Origin of the sequence: Janthinobacterium sp. HH102 (genome assembly GCF_001758625.2) — a bacterium.
In the GTDB taxonomy this organism is placed as follows: Bacteria; Pseudomonadota; Gammaproteobacteria; order Burkholderiales; family Burkholderiaceae_D; genus Janthinobacterium.
Genome location: NZ_CP062062.1, coordinates 2,314,479 through 2,336,108, shown reverse-complemented (window position 1 = coordinate 2,336,108; position 21,630 = coordinate 2,314,479). Strand labels below are relative to the sequence as shown.

Annotated in this window: 20 protein-coding genes; 4 read left to right on the top strand and 16 right to left on the bottom strand. The window is 64.7% G+C overall.

Annotated features, from left to right (window positions below):
- Positions 1 to 260 precede the first annotated feature (260 nt).
- The 3 genes from JAB4_RS10685 (at position 261) to JAB4_RS10675 (ending at position 1,898) form a co-directional block, all read left to right on the top strand.
- Positions 261 to 773, top strand: a complete 513-nt coding sequence (locus tag JAB4_RS10685; protein WP_070224980.1) for a phasin family protein — start codon at positions 261 to 263, stop codon at positions 771 to 773.
- 48 nt (positions 774 to 821) lie between these two features.
- A complete protein-coding gene (locus tag JAB4_RS10680) occupies positions 822 to 1,205 on the top strand; it encodes a general stress protein (RefSeq protein WP_070224979.1) in 384 nt (127 codons plus the stop codon).
- Between the two features lie 180 nt (positions 1,206 to 1,385).
- Complete coding sequence (locus tag JAB4_RS10675) at positions 1,386 to 1,898, top strand: M48 family metallopeptidase (protein WP_070224978.1); 513 nt, start codon at positions 1,386 to 1,388, stop codon at positions 1,896 to 1,898.
- Positions 1,899 to 2,059: 161 nt separating this feature from the next.
- On the opposite strand, the gene JAB4_RS10670 is transcribed toward JAB4_RS10675, so the two are convergent.
- The 12 genes from JAB4_RS10670 to JAB4_RS10615 form a co-directional block, all read right to left on the bottom strand.
- A complete protein-coding gene (locus JAB4_RS10670) occupies positions 2,060 to 2,653 on the bottom strand; it encodes a PEP-CTERM sorting domain-containing protein (protein WP_070224977.1) in 594 nt (197 codons plus the stop codon).
- 348 nt (positions 2,654 to 3,001) lie between these two features.
- The gene (locus JAB4_RS10665; RefSeq protein ID WP_046682536.1) at positions 3,002 to 3,547 is read right to left on the bottom strand and encodes a TIGR00730 family Rossman fold protein; all 546 of its coding nucleotides are present in this window, start codon (positions 3,545 to 3,547) and stop codon (positions 3,002 to 3,004) included.
- A gap of 11 nt (positions 3,548 to 3,558) precedes the next feature.
- Positions 3,559 to 4,332, bottom strand: a complete 774-nt coding sequence (locus JAB4_RS10660; protein ID WP_070224976.1) for a hypothetical protein — start codon at positions 4,330 to 4,332, stop codon at positions 3,559 to 3,561.
- Between the two features lie 41 nt (positions 4,333 to 4,373).
- Complete coding sequence (locus JAB4_RS10655) at positions 4,374 to 5,045, bottom strand: TetR/AcrR family transcriptional regulator (protein WP_034758777.1); 672 nt, start codon at positions 5,043 to 5,045, stop codon at positions 4,374 to 4,376.
- Positions 5,046 to 5,183: 138 nt separating this feature from the next.
- Entirely contained in the window at positions 5,184 to 5,804 is a 621-nt protein-coding gene (locus JAB4_RS10650; protein WP_070224975.1) for a phasin family protein, read from the bottom strand.
- Positions 5,805 to 5,956: 152 nt separating this feature from the next.
- Positions 5,957 to 9,595, bottom strand: a complete 3,639-nt coding sequence (locus tag JAB4_RS10645) for an EAL domain-containing protein (protein ID WP_070224974.1) — start codon at positions 9,593 to 9,595, stop codon at positions 5,957 to 5,959.
- Between the two features lie 302 nt (positions 9,596 to 9,897).
- Entirely contained in the window at positions 9,898 to 10,854 is a 957-nt protein-coding gene (locus JAB4_RS10640; protein WP_070224973.1) for an alpha/beta fold hydrolase, read from the bottom strand.
- Positions 10,851 to 12,485: a GMC family oxidoreductase gene (locus JAB4_RS10635; RefSeq protein ID WP_070224972.1), complete on the bottom strand. Its 1,635-nt coding sequence runs from the start codon at positions 12,483 to 12,485 to the stop codon at positions 10,851 to 10,853. The genes JAB4_RS10640 and JAB4_RS10635 overlap by 4 nt, the downstream gene beginning before the upstream one ends.
- Positions 12,486 to 12,492: 7 nt before the next feature.
- Positions 12,493 to 13,020, bottom strand: coding sequence for a hypothetical protein (locus tag JAB4_RS10630; protein WP_070224971.1), 528 nt, complete (start codon positions 13,018 to 13,020; stop codon positions 12,493 to 12,495).
- Positions 13,021 to 13,092: 72 nt separating this feature from the next.
- Positions 13,093 to 14,298 carry an MFS transporter gene (locus JAB4_RS10625; RefSeq protein WP_070224970.1) on the bottom strand — a complete coding sequence of 402 codons (1,206 nt, stop codon included), beginning with the start codon at positions 14,296 to 14,298 and terminating at the stop codon, positions 13,093 to 13,095.
- Between the two features lie 91 nt (positions 14,299 to 14,389).
- The gene (locus JAB4_RS10620) at positions 14,390 to 15,292 is read right to left on the bottom strand and encodes a LysR substrate-binding domain-containing protein (RefSeq protein WP_070224969.1); all 903 of its coding nucleotides are present in this window, start codon (positions 15,290 to 15,292) and stop codon (positions 14,390 to 14,392) included.
- On the bottom strand, positions 15,289 to 16,053 hold the full coding sequence (locus JAB4_RS10615; RefSeq protein ID WP_070224968.1) for an RNA methyltransferase: 765 nt from the start codon (positions 16,051 to 16,053) through the stop codon (positions 15,289 to 15,291). The genes JAB4_RS10620 and JAB4_RS10615 overlap by 4 nt, the downstream gene beginning before the upstream one ends.
- Positions 16,054 to 16,248: 195 nt before the next feature.
- Here JAB4_RS10615 and JAB4_RS10610 point away from each other — a divergent pair, with 195 nt between their 5' ends.
- Positions 16,249 to 17,028: an inositol monophosphatase family protein gene (locus JAB4_RS10610; RefSeq protein WP_070224967.1), complete on the top strand. Its 780-nt coding sequence runs from the start codon at positions 16,249 to 16,251 to the stop codon at positions 17,026 to 17,028.
- A gap of 74 nt (positions 17,029 to 17,102) precedes the next feature.
- Here the strand turns inward: JAB4_RS10610 and JAB4_RS10605 are convergent, their stop codons facing one another.
- The 4 genes from JAB4_RS10605 to JAB4_RS10590 all read right to left on the bottom strand — a co-directional run bounded on the left by JAB4_RS10605 (position 17,103) and on the right by JAB4_RS10590 (position 21,595).
- Positions 17,103 to 18,035: a type II secretion system F family protein gene (locus JAB4_RS10605; RefSeq protein ID WP_083287298.1), complete on the bottom strand. Its 933-nt coding sequence runs from the start codon at positions 18,033 to 18,035 to the stop codon at positions 17,103 to 17,105.
- 27 nt (positions 18,036 to 18,062) lie between these two features.
- Entirely contained in the window at positions 18,063 to 19,031 is a 969-nt protein-coding gene (locus tag JAB4_RS10600) for a type II secretion system F family protein (protein ID WP_070224965.1), read from the bottom strand.
- Between the two features lie 6 nt (positions 19,032 to 19,037).
- Positions 19,038 to 20,327 carry a CpaF family protein gene (locus JAB4_RS10595; RefSeq protein ID WP_099409992.1) on the bottom strand — a complete coding sequence of 430 codons (1,290 nt, stop codon included), beginning with the start codon at positions 20,325 to 20,327 and terminating at the stop codon, positions 19,038 to 19,040.
- Between the two features lie 107 nt (positions 20,328 to 20,434).
- Positions 20,435 to 21,595, bottom strand: a complete 1,161-nt coding sequence (locus JAB4_RS10590) for an AAA family ATPase (protein WP_070224964.1) — start codon at positions 21,593 to 21,595, stop codon at positions 20,435 to 20,437.
- Positions 21,596 to 21,630 lie beyond the last annotated feature (35 nt).

Genomic DNA, 21,630 nt, shown 5'->3' with positions numbered 1-21,630 from the left:
TTGTCGCACGGCCGGGCCGGTAAGCCGGCATTTTCCACACAAACAGCATGGCTGCCAGCAGCAGCGAGCTAACTGGCGTTCATTTGATCTAACACAAAGGCATCGCGTTTTTGCGCCTGCGAGCTCCCATTCTCGCACCAAACCGGTAACTGGCGTGGAACCTGGCACGCCATCCGGCGTCTATCTCTTTGCTTGTTTCACCATACGCCGCATCCGGTGCGCCGGATGTTTTCTGGATCAGCTTTTCATTGAGGTAGAACATGTTCACAAACAGTATTTTCCCCAGTCTCAGCCCGGCCCTGAAGTCCCATCTCGAGGCCCAATGCAATTTCGCCACGGAACTATCGCGCAAGATGTTCGATACGGCGCAGCAATTGAGCGAGCTGCATCTGCGGCTGGCGCAAGACTTGCTGCACGAGTGGAGCAACGCCAGCCAGCAACTGCTGGGCGCGCGCGACACGGGCGAGTTCATGTCGCTGGCCGCTGGCCAGTTGCAGCCAAGCAGTAACAAGCTGCACCAATACCAGCAGCAGCTCGGCAATCTCGTCGCCAACGCCAATGTCGAGATGAACCGCACGGCAGAGAACCACCTGCCCGAAACGAGCCGCACGGCCGTGGCCTTCGCTGACGAAGTGGTGCGCAAGACAGCGGAAGAAACGGAAAAAGCCACGCAGCGCCAGCGTGAAATGATCGAAAAAATGCACGCCATAGGCCACCGCGACGGCGCGGGCCGCAGCCACGATAACAGCAGGCAATCCGATCAGGCGCATTGAGCGCCTGCACAGACCACTTGACCCCCACTCGACAGCAAGGAGAGCGACATGGCTAGCAATCAAGGTAATGAACAGGGCAAAGGCACTGGCAGCAGCCAGAAAGCCAGCGAATCGGGCAGCGCCAAAGGCACGAGCAAGCGCGGTTTCGCCGCCATGAATGAGGAACAGCAACGCGAAATTGCCAGCAAGGGCGGCCAGGCAGCCCATCAAAAAGGCACGGCGCATGAATTCGACTCGGAAGAAGCACGCCGTGCCGGGCAGAAAGGCGGTGAAGCCGTCAGCCGCAACCGCGAACACATGGCGGAAATCGGCAGGAAAGGCGGCGAAAGCCGGCAATCGGCTCAGCGCGCCAATGAAAACCGCAGCAGCACGGCGGGGCGCAGCGGCGGCACGGGCCGTCAGGGCGGCAAGGACGAAGACGACAAGGGCTGACCGGGCTGCGGGACTTGCCGGGACGAGCGAGCGGCTTAGCCCGGTAACGCACGGCTTGGCGCGCGAAGGCACGGGGCGGCCCTGGCAGCTCCGTGCAAGGGGTGGCGCAGCGCGGGGCGCGGCGGTATGGTACATTCTCGCCTTACCGACACCTCCGCGCCACGTCCCGCCCTTCCCCGCATGCAGCCATCCCTGAAATACCTGAGCGCCTATTCCGAACAAACGCAAGCGCAAGTGCAGCAACTGATCGCGCAAGACAAGCTGGGCGAAGTGTTATTAAAACGCTACCCGAACGCGCACGATGTGCGCAACGACAAATCGCTGTACCTATATGTGCAGGACTTGAAGAATGAATTCCTGCGCAATGCCGAGCCGATCAACAAGGTGGCGTTCGACAGCAAGATCCATGTGATCCAGCATGCGCTGGGCTTGCATACCTCGATCTCGCGCGTGCAGGGAGGCAAGCTCAAGGCCAAACATGAAATCCGCGTGGCGACCATGTTCAAGGAAGTGCCGCTGGAATTCCTGCGCATGATCGCTGTGCACGAACTGGCGCACGTCAAGGAAAAGCAGCACGACAAGGCCTTCTACAAGCTGTGCACATATATGGAACCGCAGTACCACCAGTACGAATTCGACGTGCGCCTGTACCTGACCCAGCTCGACCTGTCAGGCCAGCGCCTGTGGTCATGAACTGCTGCGCATGACGGCCTGCGCATGAAGTCCACGTGAAAATGCCGCCCGGCATACACTGGGCGGCATTGTTCGAGTGCGCTGGCTAGTCAGCATGGCCGCCCGGTAAAACGGGCGGCTTTTTTACAGGGGCGCCGGCATGGCCGGCACCATGTTCAGGCTCAGGCGGCGTTCTTGCGGCGAAGCATGAAGCCCAGCAGGCCCAAACCGCCCAGCAGCATGCCGTAGGTGGCCGGTTCCGGCACGGCGCTCACGCTGGCGGCGATATTGTCGACCTGGAAGGTATGCAAGGCGCCTTCCTTCCACGTTGCCGACAGCAGATTGCTGAAACCCGTAAACGTGTAGTCGGCGAAGGTGTGGCCGCCGCCGAGGGTGAAGGTCTGGCTCACCGTGCCGCCGCCCACCTGGTGGCCGACGAAGGTCACGTCAAAGGAACCGGGCAAGCTCACGAAGTCGGCCAGGCTGATCGAGCTCAGCGAGAAAGCGCCGCCATCGGCACGGCTCAGGGTCGTCGTCGACAGGAGCGTCGCGCCGAGACCGGCCGAACCGGCGTAGGCGAGGCTATTCTGGTGTGCCGAGCTCAGCAGCCCGAAACTGCTGTCGAAGTTGTAGCCGCCTTCGGAGTAGGACTTGAACACGGAACCGAAGTAGCCGGGTTGTTCCAGCGGATCGAAGCCGATGATGGTGGTTTGTGCGTGGGCGCCGCCAGCGCTGGCCAGAATGGCGGCGACAGCGGTCGCTCGCAAGAGGGTCATAGGTTTCAAAATAGCATCCTTTCGAGATGATGAAGTAGCGTGGTTGTGGCAACTTGAAATGGACCGGCACCTTTTTTTGGGAGTCTATACAACGCTCGTCGGTGTCCGATATTCCTAACTTTGAACCATGCCAGTAGACCACAGCCATGCTTAAAAATCATCTTCATTTTCAAAAAAACATGCTATCAATGCAATTTTTTTGCCATATTTTTATTAATTAACTCATCAGGCCCGATCAATTTTCCCATGCGGAAATAAAAAAGCCATGCAGTGCGTACTGCATGGCCCTTGCAAGCGACAGGGAAAATAGTTGCCTGGCGGCATACGCACCGCCAGGCGAAAACGGCATTACGGCGCGCACTCCTTCAGGCGCTGCACCAGCGCTGCAGGATCGGCGTCGGCATTGAGGAACGCCGCGTGCTGCGGGCGGATGAAACCCTGCTCCTTGCCGTTTTGCACGAAAGCAATCAAGCCATCATAGAAACGGTCGACATTGAGCAGGCCGATGGGCTTGGCATGCAAGCCCAGCTGGGCCCACGTGAGCATCTCGAACAGTTCTTCCAGGGTGCCATAACCGCCGGGCATGGCGATGAAGGCATCGGACAGGCTGGCCATCATCGCCTTGCGCTCATGCATGTCCTTCACGATGAACTGGCGCGTCAAGCCCATGTGACCCACTTCGCGTTCCACCAGCTGGGTGGGAATCACGCCCGTTACCTCGCCGCCCAGGCGCAGCACTTCATCGGCGATCACGCCCATCAGGCCCACTTTTCCGCCGCCATACACGAGCGAAATATTTTCCGCCACCAGCACGCGCGCCAGTTCGCGCGCCGCCACGGCATAGTCCGGCGAGACGCCAGCGTTGGCGCCACAGTACACACATAAAGCCTTGATCACAGTCGTCCCTACCCTTTCAATTCATCGATCGCCGCCTCGACTTCGAGGCGTTCCTTGGCGTCCAGTGCCACGCACTCGGCCGCCTTTTCATACAAGGCCAGCGCTTCCGCCAGCTTTTTCTTTCCATCGAGCATATTCAATGCGCGCGCATATTCGCTGTGCGCGAGCGCCGAATACGGCGTCAGGGCCAGCGCCGTCTTGAAGTGCTGGTAGCCATCTTCCTTGTTGGCGCCATAGGTCAGCCCCCCTATCATGACGCCGACCTTGTCGATAATTTCCGTATGATAAATCCCAAACGCGATATGCGCTTCCGCATGCATGGGCGCGATCGTCATCGTGCGGTCCAGGCTGTTGCGCACGCGCGCGCCCATGCCCTGCGCCAGCGCCTTGACGACGGAAGTGCCGAGCGCGTAGCGGCCCAGGCTGTAGGCATGCCAGTAGTAGCCGGCCGGATTGTCCGGCTGCTCGCTCTGCTGGCGCTCACAGCGCTCGGCCACTTCCTCGTACATGTCGAGTTTCTGGCTGTCATTGCCTTCCAGGTGCGTGGCGTAGATGCAGGTGGCCTTGTGCGCCACCGCATAACCGGGCACGCCGACGGCCAGGCCCAGCTTCACGGCGCGCTCGAAGTCGCCCGCATGGAAGGCCAGCCAGGCTTGCACCAGCGCAGGGTGCGTGGGAAACGGTTCCACGTCGCCCGCATGCAGGCGCGACCAGGCCGCTTCCAGGGTTTGCGGGGTGTAGACATATGCTGCGTCCGGATAGGGAAATTGTTTCCAAGCCATATATCTCTCCTGTAATTGACGACGTGGCGCCAACAGCCGCATCAGTCGTTCTTGAGTTTGGTCACATACTCTTCCGACAGTTTGCGAAACAGCAAATGCGTTTCATTGCGCAAATAGGGCCCGATCAGGGACAGCACCTGGTAGCAGCCGCGCGCCAGCGCATCGGACATCGATTGCTGCTCGCTGTACTTGCGCGGATTGCGCACGTATTCGTACGACAGCCAGTAGGTGGCGACGACCACCATATTCGTCGCCATGGCGGCCACTTCCATGTCCGACGCCTCGAGCGACTGTTCGCTGCGCAAATCTTCGCACAGCTGCGTGGCCACCTTGATCTTGTGCGCCAGGATCAGTTTGAAGTGCAATTCCAGCTTGCGGTTGCGCGACAACAAATCGTTGAGGTCGCGGTAGAAAAAGCGGTAGCGCCAGATCAGTTCGAACATCAGGTGCAGGTACAGCCAGACATCCTCGATATTCGAGCGGCGCCCGTCGGGCACAGTCAGGATGCGTTCGATTTCCGCCTCGAACTGGACGAAGATCGAGTTGACGATGTCGTCCTTGTTACGGAAGTGGTAATACAGGTTTCCCGGCGAAATATTCATCTCTTCCGCAATCACGGTCGTCGTGATATTCGGCTCACCAAACTCATTGAACAGGCGCAGCGACAACTCCAGGATGCGTTCGCGGGTACGGCGTGGTGCTTTTTGTAGCATGTCGGGCAATCTCTCTGTGTTCTGCCTCAAGCATACCACCTAAGATAGCCGTAATGAAACACCGCGCCCCACGGCGGCGGCGAATAAGGCAGGCAAAAAAAAGCCTGCGCGAGCAGGCTGGAGGAATGCTGCGCCAGCTCAGGCCGGCGATGCTTTTTTCTTCGCCGCCGGCCTGACGGCTGGCTTGCTGGCGGCTGGCTTGGTCACGGGCTTGGTCACGGACTTGGCGGCGGTGCGCGGCACCGCCTTGGCGGTCGTCTTGGCCGGTGCCTTGCCCGGAGCCTTGGCGACGGCCGCCTTCGGTGCCGTTTTCGGCGCCGTCTTCGCGGCAGGCTTGGCAACGGCCTTCGGCTTGGCCGCCGGCGCGGCCTTGCCCGACAGGGCCGCTACCTGCACGCTCAAGGCATCGATCTTGGCGTGCAGCGCGGCAATGTCGTTTTGCATGGGCACGCCGATGGTGGCCAGGGCCCGCGCCACACGCTCCTCAAACACCTGTTCCAGCTTGTCCCAGGAACCGCTGGCCTGCTTGCCCACACCATCGGCCAGCTTGCTGACGCTGCCGCTGACATCGGCCACCTTGTCTTCGGCGCGCTTCTGGAATTCCGTGCCCTCCTTGACCAGCTTGGAAAACACGCGTCCGCCCTCTTCCTGCGCCTTGGCGAAGGCGCCCAGGCCCGCTTGCCAGATCTGCTGCGCCGACGAGCGCACGGCGCTCGCCAATTCCGTGTCTTCCGCCAGTTCCTTCAATTTCTTCACCATCGCCCGCTCCCGTCATGTGAAAGGCCATGCCACTTCATGGATATTTTTATTCTAGTGAGCAAAACTAGAGACGGGAGTCTAATTCGATAGCGAGCTGCGCCCCAAGGTGCGCCAGCGCACGCGGCGGCCGGTCGCTTGCGCGCGGCCAGCGCCTAAGCCGCCGCTTTCACGGGGCCATGCAGCAGCTTGTGCAGACGGAAGCCTTCGCGGATATTCTCGCGCAGCACGGCGCCTTTCCACGGCTTGGTGTAGAAGCGGTCGACGGCGCCGCGGTTGATGGCCGCCATGATGGGCGTCAGGTCGGCAAAGGCCGACAGCATGATGCGGAAGGTGTCGGGGCACAGGTGCTTGACCCGCTCCATGAATTCGGTGCCGCTCATGAGCGGCATGCACTGGTCGCACAGGATCACCTGCACCTTGTGGCGCGCCAGGATGTCGAAGCCCTCGGCGGCCGTCTGCGCCGTCAGGATGCGGTAGCCGTCCTGCGCCAGGAAGTCGCTGAGCACGTCGAGCATGAAGACATCGTCGTCGACGATCAGCAAGGTTTGCTGCTCTTCGCTGCCATCATCCTGCGGCGCCTGCAGCAGCTTGCCCCCCATCAGCATCTGCTCGAATTCTTCCTGCGGCACGGGGCGGCTGAAATAATAGCCCTGCATCTCGTCGCAGCCGTGGCGCCGCAAATAAGCCAGCTGCGCATCGTTTTCCACGCCTTCGGCAATCACCTCCAGTTTCATGCTGTGCGCCATGCTGATGATGGCCAGCACGATGGCCGCGTCGTCCGGATTGCTCGTCACTTCGCGCACGAAGGCGATGTCGATCTTCAGCTTGTCGATGGGGAAGCGCTTCAGGTAGGCCAGGCTGGAATAGCCGGTGCCGAAATCGTCGATGGAAATCTGGATGCCCAGCGCCTTCAGGTTGCGCAGCACGGAGATGGTCTCCTCGGCGTTCGACATCAGCGAGCTTTCCGTCAGCTCCAGTTCCAGCAGGTCGGGCGCGATATCGTACTTGCGGATGGCCTTGAGCACCTCCTCTTCCAGGCCCCCGACGAAGAACTGGATGCCCGACACGTTCACCGACAGGTGCACGGGGCCGATGCTGCTGGCGCCCCACTCGCTGATCTTCTTGCAGGCCTCGTCGAGCACCCAGTTACCGACGCGTACGATGAGGCCCGTTTCTTCCAGCAGGGGGATGAACAGGGCCGGCGAGACCATGCCGTGGCCCGGACGGCGCCAGCGGATCAGCGCTTCGGCGCCGCTGATGCGCCCCGAGATGATATTCACCTTGGGCTGGAAGAACAGCACGAATTCCTCGTTGTCGATGGCGCGCCGCAAGGCATTTTCCATGTCCAGCCGCGCCATCGATTGCGCATTCATTTCCGCCGTGAAGAAGCGGAAGGCGTCGCGCCCCGCTTCCTTGGCGCGGTACATGGCCGTGTCGGCGTATTGAATCAGAGTGTCCGCATCGACCGCATCCTCGGGGAACACGGAAATGCCGATGCTGACCGTCACCGTCACCTCGTGGCCCTGCAAGTCGAAGGGCTTGCGCATCGCCTCGCGGATCTTGTCGACCACGCCCACGGCATGCTGTGCGCCTTCAGGCAGCACCAGGATGGTGGCAAATTCATCGCCGCCAAAGCGGCCGATGGTGTCGCGCACGCGCAGGCAATCGACGAGGCGGCTGGAAAACTGCCGCAGCAGGTCGTCGCCGATGGTGTGGCCCAGGGTATCGTTGATATTCTTGAAGCGGTCGACATCCATGAACAGCACGGCCACGGCCCACTGGTGTTCGGCCGCCTGGGACAGCGAATGGGTCAGCGAAGCATAAAACTGGCTGCGGTTCGGCAAACCCGTCAAGGTATCGAAATGGGCCAGCTTCATCAAACGCTGCTCGGCATCCTTGCGCTCGGTGATGTCGCGCGCCACGGCCACCAGGATCCAGCTCTGCCCCGAGCGCAGGGTGCGCCGCTGCACTTCCACCGACAGCGGCGAGCCGTCCTTGCGCTGCAGCTGCAATTCCGTCATGGGGCCGCCCTGGTCGCCGGCCAGCAGCTTGTTGTACAGCTCTTCGAGCTGGGATTCGCCCTCGTGCGCGCGGCCCGGCCCCACGCGCAGGAAATCCTCGCGCTCGAAACCGAGCATGCGGCAAGCCGTCTGGTTGACGTCGACGAAGCACATGCCGGCGCGGTCGACGAGGAAAATCGCGTCGGCCGTGGCATCCATCGCCAGGCGGAAGCGGCGCAAGTCTTCATCGAGGCGGATGCGCGCCGCCATGTCCAGGGTCAGCTGCTCGTGATGGCGCTTGATCTCGTCGTACAGCAGCAGGTTGTCGTAGGCGACGGCGATCTGCGCCGCCACCGTCGCGGCGACGCGCTCGTCGACTTCGGAAAACTCGTTTGCCCCCAGCTTGTCGACCAGATACAGCCAGCCATGGCTGCGTTCGCGCGAAGCGATGGCCACGCCCAGGAAGGAATGCACGGGCGGGTGCGTGTCGGGCAGGCCCAGCGCGCCGGGATCGCCCTTCAAGCCATTGACCCGGTAGGGCTGGCGCTGTTCCAGCAAGCGGTTCAAAATGCCCGTGCGCGGCGCGCTGGCGATGCGCTCGAGGTTCTTCTCGGCGCCGCACGAGGAAAAATAGCTGAGCTTTTCGGCGCCCTCTTCCAGCACGCCGATGCAGGCGTACTTGGAGACGCAGATATTCTGCGCCACCTTGCAGCCCGCCTCGATCAGGGCGCGCGGATCGCGTTCGGCGCCCAGCTCGATGCCGAGTTCGATCAGGGCCGTCAGGCGCAGGCTCACCGCCTGCAGGCTCGACAGCGAACGCGACAGGCGCTCCGTCATGACGCCCAGGTCTTCGGGAAGCGCGGCCTGGCCCTCGCGCTGGCTGGCCAGCTGCGAAATCTGCTGGCTGCTCGATTCGAGTTCGTCGAGGTAGCCGCTGACCTGATGCTCGATGCCGGCCAGCTTGCCCGTGACGGGAAGCGCCGCCCCGCCGCCCGCGCCCGGCCCCGCCGCCATCTGGGCCGCCGCCGGCATCAGCCCCAGCGCCTCGTTGACGGTGCGCACGATAACCTCGGGATCGGACGGCTTGGGCAGCACCCAGCGCACGCCGCATGCCTGCGCCAGCAGGATCGCTTCCTGCTCGCGGTAGGTGGCCGTATAAAAGATGATGGGCACGTCGGTCAGCGCGGGATCGGCGTGCACGCGCGTGACGAACTCGTAGCCGTCCATGTTCGGCATGAGGATGTCGGAGATGATCAGGTCCGGCCGCTCGGTGCGCAGGATTTCCAGCGCGTCGGCGCCATTGGCCGCCTCCAGCAGGCGGTGGCCGCCGTAGCCCAGCAGAGCGGTGAGGAATTCGCGGTTCAGCACATGATCATCGACGATCAGGATGGTGGCTATGTCGTTTTTAACTGGCGTCGACGGCGCCCCGGGTAAAAAAGACTCCAGCTCCGCCACGAACAGGTCAGGTTCGATGGGCTTGCCGATGTAGCCATTGAAGCCCGCTTCGAGCAGGCGTTCGCGGTCGCCCACCATGGCCAGCGCCGTCACGGCCAGGGCAGGAATCTTGCGCAGCAGCGGGTCTTTCTTCAGCTCCGCCACCACGCCATAGCCATCGAGCTTGGGCAAATGCACGTCGCAAATGATCAGGTCGGGCAATTCGCTGCGCGCCATGCGCACGCCCTCTTCACCGTCATAGGCGGCCAGCGGCGTGTACCCGAAGGCACGCAGCAAGTACACCATCAATTCCATATTGGTGGCGTTATCTTCGATAATCAGTATACGTGCGGACAATTAGCGCCCCCAATAAAAACTGCATGGACTCATTTTCTGCCTGCGTTCAACTTTCCGCTTGCGCGGCCTACATAACAATCCTACAACATCTTGCCATATATCCAGAGAAATAGGTGGCCGTCGTCAGGCTGCGGAACGGGGCAAGCGGCCTCAAGAACAAATTTCCACCGCCTGTCTTCCGATGCTAGCTTAATACAGTACGCCAGTGGAAAACAGCATTATCTGCCCCTTGCGTTGTTAAACAGGGGCAACAGCAGAGTCAAAACAGACAGTCTTGCCATGCAGACAAAACACAACAGGACTCAGGCGAAATGGGGGGCCGAAGGGGGCTGGGCGACTTCGTTCTTGATAGTGATTTCTGCCAGCAGCCGGCGCAGCACGCGCGCGTCGCTGGCCAGCGCCACGTGGCCGATGCCGCCAAAGGCGAGATTGCGCGCGCCCGGCAACTGCGCGGACGCTTGCGGCGCGACGATATTGTCGTGATGCGAATACATCGACGTGATCAGCGCGCGCAGCGCCGGCGTCTCGCTGGCGGCCAGCTGCGCCAGCCAGCCGCTGGGCGCATCGTCGATGCGGCTCATCTGCCGCGCATTCGTCCCCGCCGCCAGGTTGGCCAGCGCCGTGCCGTGGTGCGGCGTGCCGATGGTGAGGATGCGCGCCACGCGGGCCGCGCCGTAACGGCGCAGCCAGGCGCGCGCCACCAGGCCGCCCATGCTGTGGGCGACGATGATGACGCGGTCGCTGCCCGTGTGCGCGCACAGCGCCTCGATCGCTTGCTCGACCTGCGGCACGAAGTCTTCGATGTCGGCGCCTATCGGTTCCAGGTCGACGCCGTCGTGCGCGATGCCGGCGCGCGCCAGCTGCCGGCTCAGCTGCGCCCAGTAGCCGCGGTTGCACACATAGCCGTGCACCAGCAGCACCGGCAGACCCTGGCCAGCGACGTTGTCGGCCGCATGCAGGCGCGGACGCAGCATGTCCCACGACGAGGACCGCAGGGTGGCGCGCAGCTCGCCGAAAAACAGGCGCGCGGCGCCCCCGGCACCCAACTGATATTGCTCTGGTACGGGGCTGCCCAGGCGCCGGCTCTGCCAGAAATTGCGCGCCACGATCAGCGCTCGCACGGCCAGCAGCATGGCGCCCGCCAGCAGCAGGGCCATGGCGGGCGAGGCGACGCCCCACGCGTGCATGGCCAGGTACGCAAAGCCCAGCACGGCCAGCACCTGCAGCAGCATCAGCCACTTGAGGATGCGCGCGATCATGCAGCGCCTGCAAGAGGAACGGGCGCCGGCTTGCCCGTTAATTGCTGCGCCAGCCCGCTGGCCAGGCGCGCGGCCAGCGCATAGATCGTCAGTTGCGGATTGGCGCCTATCGACGTGGGAAACAGCGAGCCGTCGTGCACGGACAGATTGCGCACGCCGTGGTAGCGGCCGTCGGCGCCCGTCACGCCCAGGCGCGCATCGTCCGACATGGCGCAGCCGCCCATCACGTGGGCCGATACCACGCGCGCCAGCAGCGCCTGCATCGGCAAATCGCCGATGGCCCGCTTCGCCTGCGTCCAGCTCGTGTAGTGGCTGGCCATCTCGTGCACGGGATACACGGTCCTGGCGCCGGCCGCGAACTGGATTTCCGCCATCGACAGCAGCGCGCGCCGCACGCCATCCCAGATGAACGGCGTGAGCGGATAGTCGAGCACGGGCGCGCCGAAGCTGTCGATGGAGACGCTGCCGCCGACCGCCTCATGGTGAAAGCCGTCGCGCAGCAGCGCCAGCAAGGCGTGTGCATGGGGGAAGTCGCGCATGGTGCGCGCATGCTCGTCGCCGAAGCCGCCCATGGTGGTGGCCATCAGCAGCGGGTGCAAAGGCGGCGCTTCGAGCTTGTAGCCGATGGGACCGTCGATGGGCGCCGTGTGCAGGAAATGGTCGGAATAAATCGTCTGCGGCGCCCCCGCGTAGGCGTCGACGCGCTGCGTGAACAGGCCCGCCGACACCACGGTCGGATGCAAAAAGGTGCGCCGGCCCAGCAAGCCGTGCGGGTCGGGCGCCTGCGAGCGCAGCAGCAGGGCCGGCGAATTGATGGCGCCGCCGGCCAGCACGAAGTGTTTGGCGCGCAGCGTCAGGCGCACGCCCGTGGGTACTTGCCCGGCCGCGTCCAGCGCAGTGACTTGCAGGCTGTCGATGCGCTCGCCCTTGAAGCTGAAACGCTCGGCGCGCGCATGCACGAGCAGGCCCGCGCCCAGCGCCAGCGCCGACGGAATCGTCGTCACCAGCATCGACTGCTTGGCGTTGGTCGGGCAGCCCATGCCGCAGTAGCCGAGGCTCCAGCAGCCGTTCACGTTGCGCCGGATGGCGGCCGTCGGAATCCCCAGCGCCGCGGCGCCACGGCGCAATAAATCGTTGTTTTCGTTGGGCGGCGCGGCCCAGTCGCTCACGTGCAGGCGCTTCTCCATCATGGCGAACCACGGCGCCATGGCGTCCACCGAATAGCCGGACAAGCCAAAATGCCGGCGCCAGTATTCGAGGGTGCCGGGCGGCGTGCGAAAACTCGAGGTCCAGTTGACGGTGGTCGAACCGCCCACCGTGCGCCCCTGCAGGATATTGATCGCCTTGTCGCGCGTCTTGCGCGCGGCCGATTCCTGGTACAGCGCGGGATAGGCCTGCGCTTCGCGCATCTTGAAGTCCTTCGAAGACTTCAAGCCGCCCTCTTCGACCATCAAGACTTTCAAGCCGGCCAGCGCGAGGATTTCCGCCGTCACGCCGCCGCCGGCGCCGCTGCCGATGACGACGACGTCCGCCTCGAAGGTACGGTCGGTGCCCAGGGTGCTGGCGTCGGTGACGTTCCAGCCTGCCGCAATGCCGGCGGCGATGGGATCAGGAATGGGGGATATGCTCATGGATGCCTTATGCGCTCAGTTCGGGCAGCGGCCCCGGATAGCCGATGGCGGCCCAGTGGGCGGCATCGGCGTACCAGGCACCGAGGATCAGGTCATGCAGGGCCAGGTAGGCCGTCTGCAGGGTGGCCAGGCGGTGCGTGCGCCACGCCTGCAGAAAGGCGGCAACCTGGGCCGGATCGGCTGCGTGCCAGCCATCTTTCACGCCGGCGACAAAGCGCCGCGCGGGCGCCAGCGCCAGCAAGCCAAACAAATCCTGCACTTCCTGCTGCGCCGCCAGCGGCAAGCCACGGATGGCCGCGTCCACGCCGGCGATGGCACCATCGAGCGCCGCGGCCCGCGCGGGGGCTTCCCGCGGCAGCGCGCTGCCCAGCATGGCCGGCACGATGGCCGCCAGCGCAGCGCGCGCTTCGCCGTCGAGCACGAAACGGCCAGGGGGCGCCGGCCCGCGCACCAGGCGGTAGGCGGCGCCGCCGGCGGCCAGCGCACAGGCGCCCAACACGCCCAGTTTCAAGAACGATCTGCGTCGCATTCCCATGTCTCCCCTTGTTTTGACCCGCCTTTTGCAGGCCAGTGTACGCCAAAGGAAGTGCGCTTCCGCGCGCAAAAACTAGAGCGAGCCGTCTAGTTTGCGCGACTGTAACCACAGCGGCAGCATGGCCAGCAGCGCAGCCAGCGCGCCGCCGATGGCGATGCCGGGCAAGCCAAACGCGACGATCAGCACACCGCCCAGCGCCCCGCCGGCAGCCGTGCCCGCATTGAAGGCGGCGATATTCAGGCCCGCCGCCACCGCATCGCTGCCCGGGCAATGCTGCTGCGCCAGGCGCAGCAGCCGCATGGTCGACAGGGTGACGAGGGCAAAGAACAGCAAGCCCAAAGTGCCGCACAGGGCCAGCATGGCCAGGGGATGCGTGCGCAGCGCATAAAATCCCAGCAGGTTGAGCGCCAGCGCGGCCTGGGCCAGCACGGTGAAGCGCAGCGCGTGGGGACGGTCCGCGCACCAGCCGCCCAGCAGGTTGCCGCCGATGGCGCACGCGCCAAAGCACAGCATGGCGGCGCTGAGCCAGCCCGCATCGAGCCCGCCCAGCTGCAGCAGGAACGGCGAGACATACGTGAAAAAGCTGAAGGTGGCCACGCTGATCAGCGCCGCCACGCCGGCCGCCAGCAGCAGGGGCGGCTGCAGGATGGCGCGCAGGCTGGCCAGGGCCGACGTGGCAGCAAGCGGCTGGCGCGCGGCGGGCATGGCGCAGCGCAAGCCGGCGCCGCCGCACAGGGCCAGCACGCCGATGGTGAAAAACACCCAGCGCCACGACGAGACGGCGCCCAGCCACGTCCCCAGCGGCACGCCGCCCGCCAGCGCCAGGGTCAGGCCCAGCCAGACGATGGACAGCGCGCGTCCCGCGCGGGACGGGTCGACCAGGCTGGTGGCCGCATGCGAAGCGACGGCCATGAACACGCCATGCGCGAGGCCGACGGCAAAACGCACACCGAGCAGCGCACCCAGCGCCGGCGCAGCCGCCATGGCCATGCTGCCGGCCGCCAGCACGAGCATGGTGGCCACCAGCACCTGGCGCACAGGCCGGCGCGCCAGCAGGGCCGTCAGCACGGGCGCGCCGATGGCCGCCCCCAGCGCATACGCGGCAATGGCGCCGCCAGCCGCCGCCACGCTCGCGTGCAAGTCGCGCGCCATGGGGGTCAACAGGCCGGCGGCGATGAATTCAGACAAGCCGAAGGCGAAGCTGCACAGGGAAAGAAGATAAATGGAAGATGGCAGCATGGCGGACGGCAGCACTGTGCGTGAGGACATGGTAGACATGGCAGCTCCTGACAATCAAAAACGCCATGCTGGCCCCTGCACCACCATCTGTAAAATATCTTATTTATCTTGAAACGAGACGTTCAAAGTCTTATTGAGCAGCAGACAGCCGCAGTTGCGCCAGCAGCCGCTCGCGCACGGCGGACGTGCGTTGCGGGTCCCAGGCCATGTACAGGTCGAGCTGGCGCAGCGGCGCGGGCGCGCTGCTTGCCAGCGGCAGCATGACGACGCCGGCAGGCCTGGACGCCGCCAGGCTGGCTGGCAGCAGGGCCACGCCGAAGCCGGCTGCCACCAGTCCCAGCACCGTTTGCAAGCGGCGCGCCTGCTGCACCACGCGCGGCACAAAACCCGCATGCAGGCACAGGCTGGCCAGCTGGTCGTGGAAACCCTGGCCCAGCTCGCGCGGCGAGGCGACGAAATCGTCACCGGCCAGGTCCGCCAGGTCCACGCGCGCCTGGCCCGCGCAGCGGTGATCCGACGGCAGCGCGATCACGATGTCTTCGCCCGACAGGCGCTCGAAGCGCAGGCCGGGCGTGCTGCGGCCGGGCGCGCGCAGCACGGCGATATCGACCTCGCCCCGTTCCAGCCACTCGACCTGCTGCTGCGTCGACGCTTCGCGCAAGGTGAATTGCACGGCGGGCGAGGCGGCGCGGAAGGCGCGCAAGGCGTCCAGCACGTGGGCGTACGGCGTAATGTGGATGAAACTGAGGCGCAAGTAGCCTTCGATGCCCTGCGCCACGCGGCGCGTGGCGGCCACGCCCTCTTCCAGGCTGGCCAGCACCTGGCGCGCCGTGACCAGGAAGGCCGTGCCGGCAGGGGTCAGGCTGACCTTGCGGTTGGTGCGCTCGAAAACGGGGTAGCCCAGCACCTCTTCCAGCCGCAGTATCGCCTGCGACAACGGCGGCTGCGCCATGTGCAGCCGTTCGGCCGCGCGGCGGAAATTGAGTTCCTCGGCGACGGCGATGAACTGGCGCAGCAGCCGCGTCTCGATCATGGGCCTTTTTTGGCGACCGCCAGGATATGCCGCGCGATGCCGCGCAGGATATTGACTTCTTCCGTTTCCAGCCCCGTGCGCGAAAACAGGCGTTTTAAGCGCGGCATGAGTTTTTTCGGGTTGTCGGCGTCGAGGAAGTCGATGGCGACCAGCGCCTGTTCCAGGTGCGCATACATGCCGTCGACCTGCGCCAGGCTGGCCGCGTCGCCATGGAAGCCGACGGGGCTGGCCGCCTGAGCATCGCCGAGCGCCGCCACGCGGCATTCATAGGCGACGACCTGCGCCGCCTGCGACAGGTTCAGCGAGGAATACTCGGGATTGGCGGGAATGTTGATCAGCACATTGCACTGCTCGACGATCTCGTTGGGCAAGCCAAAGCGCTCGTTGCCGAAGATGACGGCCGCGTGCAGGTCTTCGCTGGCCGCCAGCTGGGCCGCGATGGCGCGCGGGGCCGTGACGGGCGGCGAGAATTCGCGCAGCCGGGCCGACACGGCCGCCGCGTAATTGCAGCCTTCGAGCGCCTCGGCGATCGAGCCGACGATGCGCGCGCCGGACAGAATATCCTGCGCGCCGCTGGCGAAGGCCACCGCTTCCGCATCCGTCAAGGCGTCGGGAAAGCGGGGATTGACCAGCACCAGATCGGAAAAACCCATCGTTTTCATGGCGCGCGCGACGGCGCCAATGTTGCCAGAGCGACTAGTTTCGACAAGAATAAATCGCAGGCGTTTGAAAAGAGACGTGTTGATTTCGGGCAGATTCATTTAAAATAGCGCTATTGCGCGGTATCGATACAGGAAATTTCGGGAAACGGAGTCACAAAACGCTGACGCCAGGCCGGGATTTTAACCACTTCGGCACCGCTCCGCTCTTTAATTCATTCTTGCACTCTATCGTACCGGCGCCGCAAGGCGGCCATGGGCGGTCGCGTGCTTTTAACGGAAGCTCACATGCACCCAATGCTCAACACGGCGATCAAAGCCGCCCGCCGCGGCGCCGCCGTCATCAATCGCGCCTCTTTTGACCTCGACCGCGTCGTCGTCACGGAAAAACAACATAACGATTTCGTCACCGACGTCGACCAGGCGGCCGAACAAGCCATCATCGAGGTGCTGTCCAAAGCCTACCCGGACCACGCGTTCCTGGCTGAGGAATCGGGAGCTTCCGCCAACTCGCACGACGAGAATGAATATCAGTGGATCATCGACCCGATCGATGGCACCACCAACTTTATCCACGGCTTCCCGCAATACTGCATCTCGATCGCCCTCGCGCATCGCGGCGTCGTCACGCAAGCCGTCATCTACGATCCGGTCCGCAACGACCTGTTCACGGCCACCAAGGGCGCCGGCGCCTACCTGAACGAAAAACGCATCCGCGTCACCAAGCTCGACCGCATTTCGAACGCCATGCTGGGCACCGGCCACGGCGCCGGCCCGCGCGCGCTCGACGAATACCTGAAGATGTACCAGATCATGGCCGAACGCAGCCAGGGCGTGCGCAGTGCCGGCTCGGCCGCGCTGGACCTGGCCAACGTCGCTTGCGGCCGCCTGGACGGCTTCTACGAAAAAGGCTTGAAGCCTTGGGATATCGCCGCCGGCGCCCTGATGATCACGGAATCGGGCGGCATCGTCGGTGAATTTTCCGGCGAATCGGACTACCTGTACAAGGGCGACGTCATCGCCGCCAGCCCGAAGATCTTCGGCCAGATGATCCCCCTGCTGGCACCATTCGCCTGATCGCCAGACGCGCCCTGATGTAAAAAAGCTGCCGGAGGAAACTCCGGCAGCTTTTTTTTGGCCCCGGCCAGCCCTCAGCCGCCCCGCATGGCCGGCAGCAGCACGCGGTAAATCTGCAGGAACGCCGGTCCCATCAGCACCACCATCAGCGACGGGAAGATAAAAAAGATCAGCGGGAACAGCAGCTTGAGGGCGATCCTGGCCGCCGTTTCCTCGGCGCGCTGGCGCCGCTTGGTGCGCAGCTGGTCGGACTGCACGCGCAGCGACGCGGCGATGCTCGTGCCGAAGCGTTCGGCCTGGATCAGCAAGGTCACCAGCGCATCGACATCCTCCACCCCGGTGCGCAGGGCCAGGTTGCGCAAGGCCTTGTCCTTGGCGCTGCCGGCGCGCAGTTCCAGCGTCACCAGTTGCAGCTCTTCGGCCAGGACCTTGCTTTTCAAGCCGATTTCCTGCGCCACGCGCGCCAGCGCCGCATCCATGGCCAGCCCCGCTTCGACGCACACCGTCATCAGGTCCAGCGCATCGGGAAAGGTTTCGAACACTTCGCGCTGGCGCTGTTGCAGGCAATGCGACAGCCAGACATTGGGCAGGTAATAGCCGAGGGCGGCGGCCGCGACCAGCCACAACAGCATATTGTGCCCGCCGTGGCGCAGCAGGAAGTACGCCAGCAGCGGCAAGCCCACGAACAAGGCCGTCTTGCCCGCGTAAAACAGGGCTGGCGCGGCCTGGCTGCGCCAGCCGGCATGGACGAAGCGGCTGCGGATGGGCGAACTTTCCCAACCCTCGTCCGGCAGCGACAGCCTGGCCAGCGGGCGCGTCAGGCTGACGGCATGCGCCAGCCAGCGCCGTCTGGCATGGCGCCCGCTATCGCCGGCCGCGCCGGCATCGCCCAGCGCCTGCAGCCGCTCCTGCACGGCGCTGCCGGCGAATATGCGCAGCACCAGCAAGGCCAGCGCGAAAACGATCAGGAACAGCAGGCCCAGCAAAGCCAGCTGCGCCGCGCTCATGCCGCTCATCGTGTTTTTTCTTTCATGTCACACCCGGATATGGATAATTTTTCTGATGCAGAGCACGCCAACCATCAGCAAGCCCAGCGCCACGCCGACCATCTTGCGCCCGCCCCCATCCGTGTACAGCACGGCGATAAACTGCGGATTCATCACGTGCATCATCAGCGCCGCGCCGAACGGCAGCAGGCCCAGGACCCAGGCCGACATGCGCCCTTCGGCCGACAGCACGCGCACCTGTCCCAGCAATTTCAGGCGGTCGCGGATGATGGCGCTGATGCTGCTCAGCAATTCAGTCAGGTTGCCGCCCGTCTCGCGCTGGATCAGCACGGCGATGACGAAATAGCGCAAGTCCGTGCTGGGCACGCGCGCGGCCAGGCTGGCCAGCGCATCGGCCATCGCGACGCCGAAACTGACTTCGTCGAACACGGCGCGAAATTCCTCGGCCAGCGGCCCCGTCATCTCCTCGCCCACCATTTTCAGCGCGGTGGGAAACGCATGGCCGGCGCGCATGGCGCGGCCCATCAGGTCGAGCGCATCCGGCAGCTGCTGCTCGATGCGCACCAGCCGCCGGCTCCTGGCGCGCCGCACCAGCAGATACGGCAGCATGGCGCCGCCCGCGCCCAGGCCCAGGCGCACATACCAGGGCAGCGGCAGCGCGCCGGCCAGCAGCAGGCCGGCCAGCGCGCCGAGTGCGCAATAGCCGAGGAAGCTGGCCACGAGCCAGCGCATGCCCGCCTGCAGCAATAGCTGCTCGATGCGCCCCGCGCCGGGCAAGCCTTCCAGCACGCCTTGCAGAAACGGATGGACGCTCAGCGGGCGCTGCTTGGTGATCGACAGCGCCTGTTCGCCACCGCTGGCCGTATACATGGCTTGCAGGCGCCGCGCCACGCGCGCCGCGCCCGGCCCCCGCGCCGCCTGCCACGCCAGCCAGGCACCAGCCACCAGCAGCAGGACGGCCAGGAAAATAAACAGATAGACAAGGTAGGAAAGCATGGCGTGTCAGCGCCCCGCCGCGGTGGGTTCGAACAGCGAGGCCGACACGCCGATGCCGAAGCTGTTCAGTCGTTCGAGGAAGCGCGGGCGGATGCCGCTGGCCGAGAAATGCCCGACCACCGCGCCGCCCTCGGCCACGCCCGTCTGCCGGAAACTGAAGATTTCCTGCATCGTGATGACCTCCCCTTCCATGCCCGTGATTTCCTGGATCGACGTCACCTTGCGCTTGCCGTCGATCAGGCGCGACACCTGCACCACCACCGACACGGCCGAGCTGATCTGCTGCCGGATGGCCTTGCTGGGCAGGTTGGCCGCCGCCATGCTGATCATGTTTTCCAGCCGCGTGATGGCGTCGCGCGGCGTGTTGGCGTGGATGGTCGCCATCGAGCCTTCATGGCCCGTGTTCATGGCGCCCAGCATGTCGAGCGCCTCGGCGCCGCGCACCTCGCCCAGGATGATGCGGTCGGGACGCATGCGCAGCGCATTGCGCACCAGCGCGCGCTGGCTCACTTCGCCCTTGCCTTCGATATTCGGCGGACGCGTTTCCAGCCGTACCACGTGCGGCTGCTGCAACTGCAGTTCGGCCGCGTCTTCCACCGTGACGATGCGTTCGGTCTGGCCGATAAAGCCGGAAATCACGTTGAGCATGGTGGTCTTGCCGCTGCCCGTGCCGCCGGAAATGAGGATATTCATCTTCGCCTTGCCCAGTCCCTGCAGCACCTCGGCCATTTCCGCCGTCATGCTGCGGTAGGCGACCAGGTCGGCCAGGCGCAGCGGATCGACGGAAAAACGCCGGATCGACATCACGGGGCCGTCGATGGCCAGCGGCGGGATGATGGCGTTCACGCGCGAACCGTCGGGCAGGCGCGCATCGACCATGGGGCTCGATTCGTCGATGCGCCGGCCCACGCGCGAGACGATCTTGTCGATGATTTTCATCAGATGGGCGTCATCGTCGAAGCAGACGTCGGTCAGCTCGAGGCGGCCGCCGCGCTCCACATAGACCTGCTGGTGGCCGTTGACGAGGATGTCCGACACACTGGCGTCCGACAGCAGGGTTTCCAGCGGGCCGAAGCCCAGCATCTCGTGCTGGATGTCGCGCGTCAGGCTCCTGCGCTCGGCCTCGTTGATGACCACCGCCTCTTCATCCAGCAAGCGCTCGACCAGGCCGCGCAATTCTTCGCGGATGCGCTCCTGCGACAGGCGCTGCATGCTTTCCAGGTCGACCCGTTCGAGCAGCAGCCCATGGATGCGCAGCTTGAGGTCGCGGTAGCCGCGGTTGTCGATGGCCGCCATGCGTTGCGGCGCGAGCGCGGCGATCTTGGCGCTGCCGAGCCGTTCGCGGATGGACAAGGCGGCGATGGGGGAACTAGCCATGAAATGCTCCTGTTCTGGGATGTGGATCAGGCGCGCCGCAGGACGCGGCCCAGCCAGCCCTGGCGCGCCGTGCTGGCCGCGCCGCCGGCCAGGCTGGCGGCGAATTCCTGCAGCGAGCGCGTGATCGGGCTGGCTTTGTCGAGCTGTAAAATCGGCACGCCCTGGTTGACCGAGGCGGCCGCCGAGGCGTAGTGATTGGGCACGGTGCGGTAGACGGCCGTGCCATAGGCCGCTTCCAGGTCGCGCAGGCGGATCTCGCCGCCCTTGTCGTGGCGGTTGACGATGATATGCACCTTGTCACTGGCGTATTCGAGCGAGCGGAACATGCCCAGCAGGCGCTTGCCGTCGCGGATGTAGGGCAAGGTCGCCTGCAGGACGGGAAAGATCATGTCGGCGTGGTCCAGCGCGCGCACGCTGACGGCGTCGAGGTTGCGGCCCACGTCGAGCACGATGAAATCGTACTGGCGCCTGGCCTGCCGGATGATGGCGTCGATGTGTTCGGGCGCCACTTCGCTGGCGTGGGCGGGATCCTCGGGCGCGGCCAGCACGCTGTAGTTGGGCAGGATGTGCAGCATGCTCGATCCCAGGAACGAGGAATCGAGCCGGTGGATGTCGCGCGTGACGTCCGACAGCGTGGCCAGCGGCTTGTTCTCGGAGACGAACAGCGAGGCGTCGCCAAAATGCAGGTTCATGTCGATCAGGGCAACGCGCTGCTGGCCGCCGGCGGCCAGCGCATAACCGAGGTTGCTGGCGATGAAGGTGGCGCCGCTGCCGCCCTTGCACGAGATGAAGGCCAGCACCTTGCCATTGCCATGCTCGCGCCGCTCCAGCTTTTCCTCGATGCGTTCGAGCGCCGCATACAGGCTGGCCGGCGCGGCGGGAAACGGCAGCACGTCGCGCACGCCCGCGCGCATGGCCTGCAGCAGGAATTCGGGCGGCTGCTGGTGGCACAGCACGATGAAAGCCATGCGCGGATGCAGGTTGCTGAGGCGCTCGATGGCGGCCAGGTCGGCGCCGTCGTTCGACGGGCGGTCGAAGATCAGCACGTCGGGCGGCGACTGCGCCGCCTGCAGCGGTTCGAGCGTTTCGCCGCCCGCATCGATCTCGTCGAGCCGGTTGCGGCCGCGCAGCAGCTGGCCCAGTGCGGACAGTGTTTTTTCATCCCTGGAATTGATGGCGATTTTCACGATAGGCCTTGCTGGTTCTGTGGTGATGGTGCCAG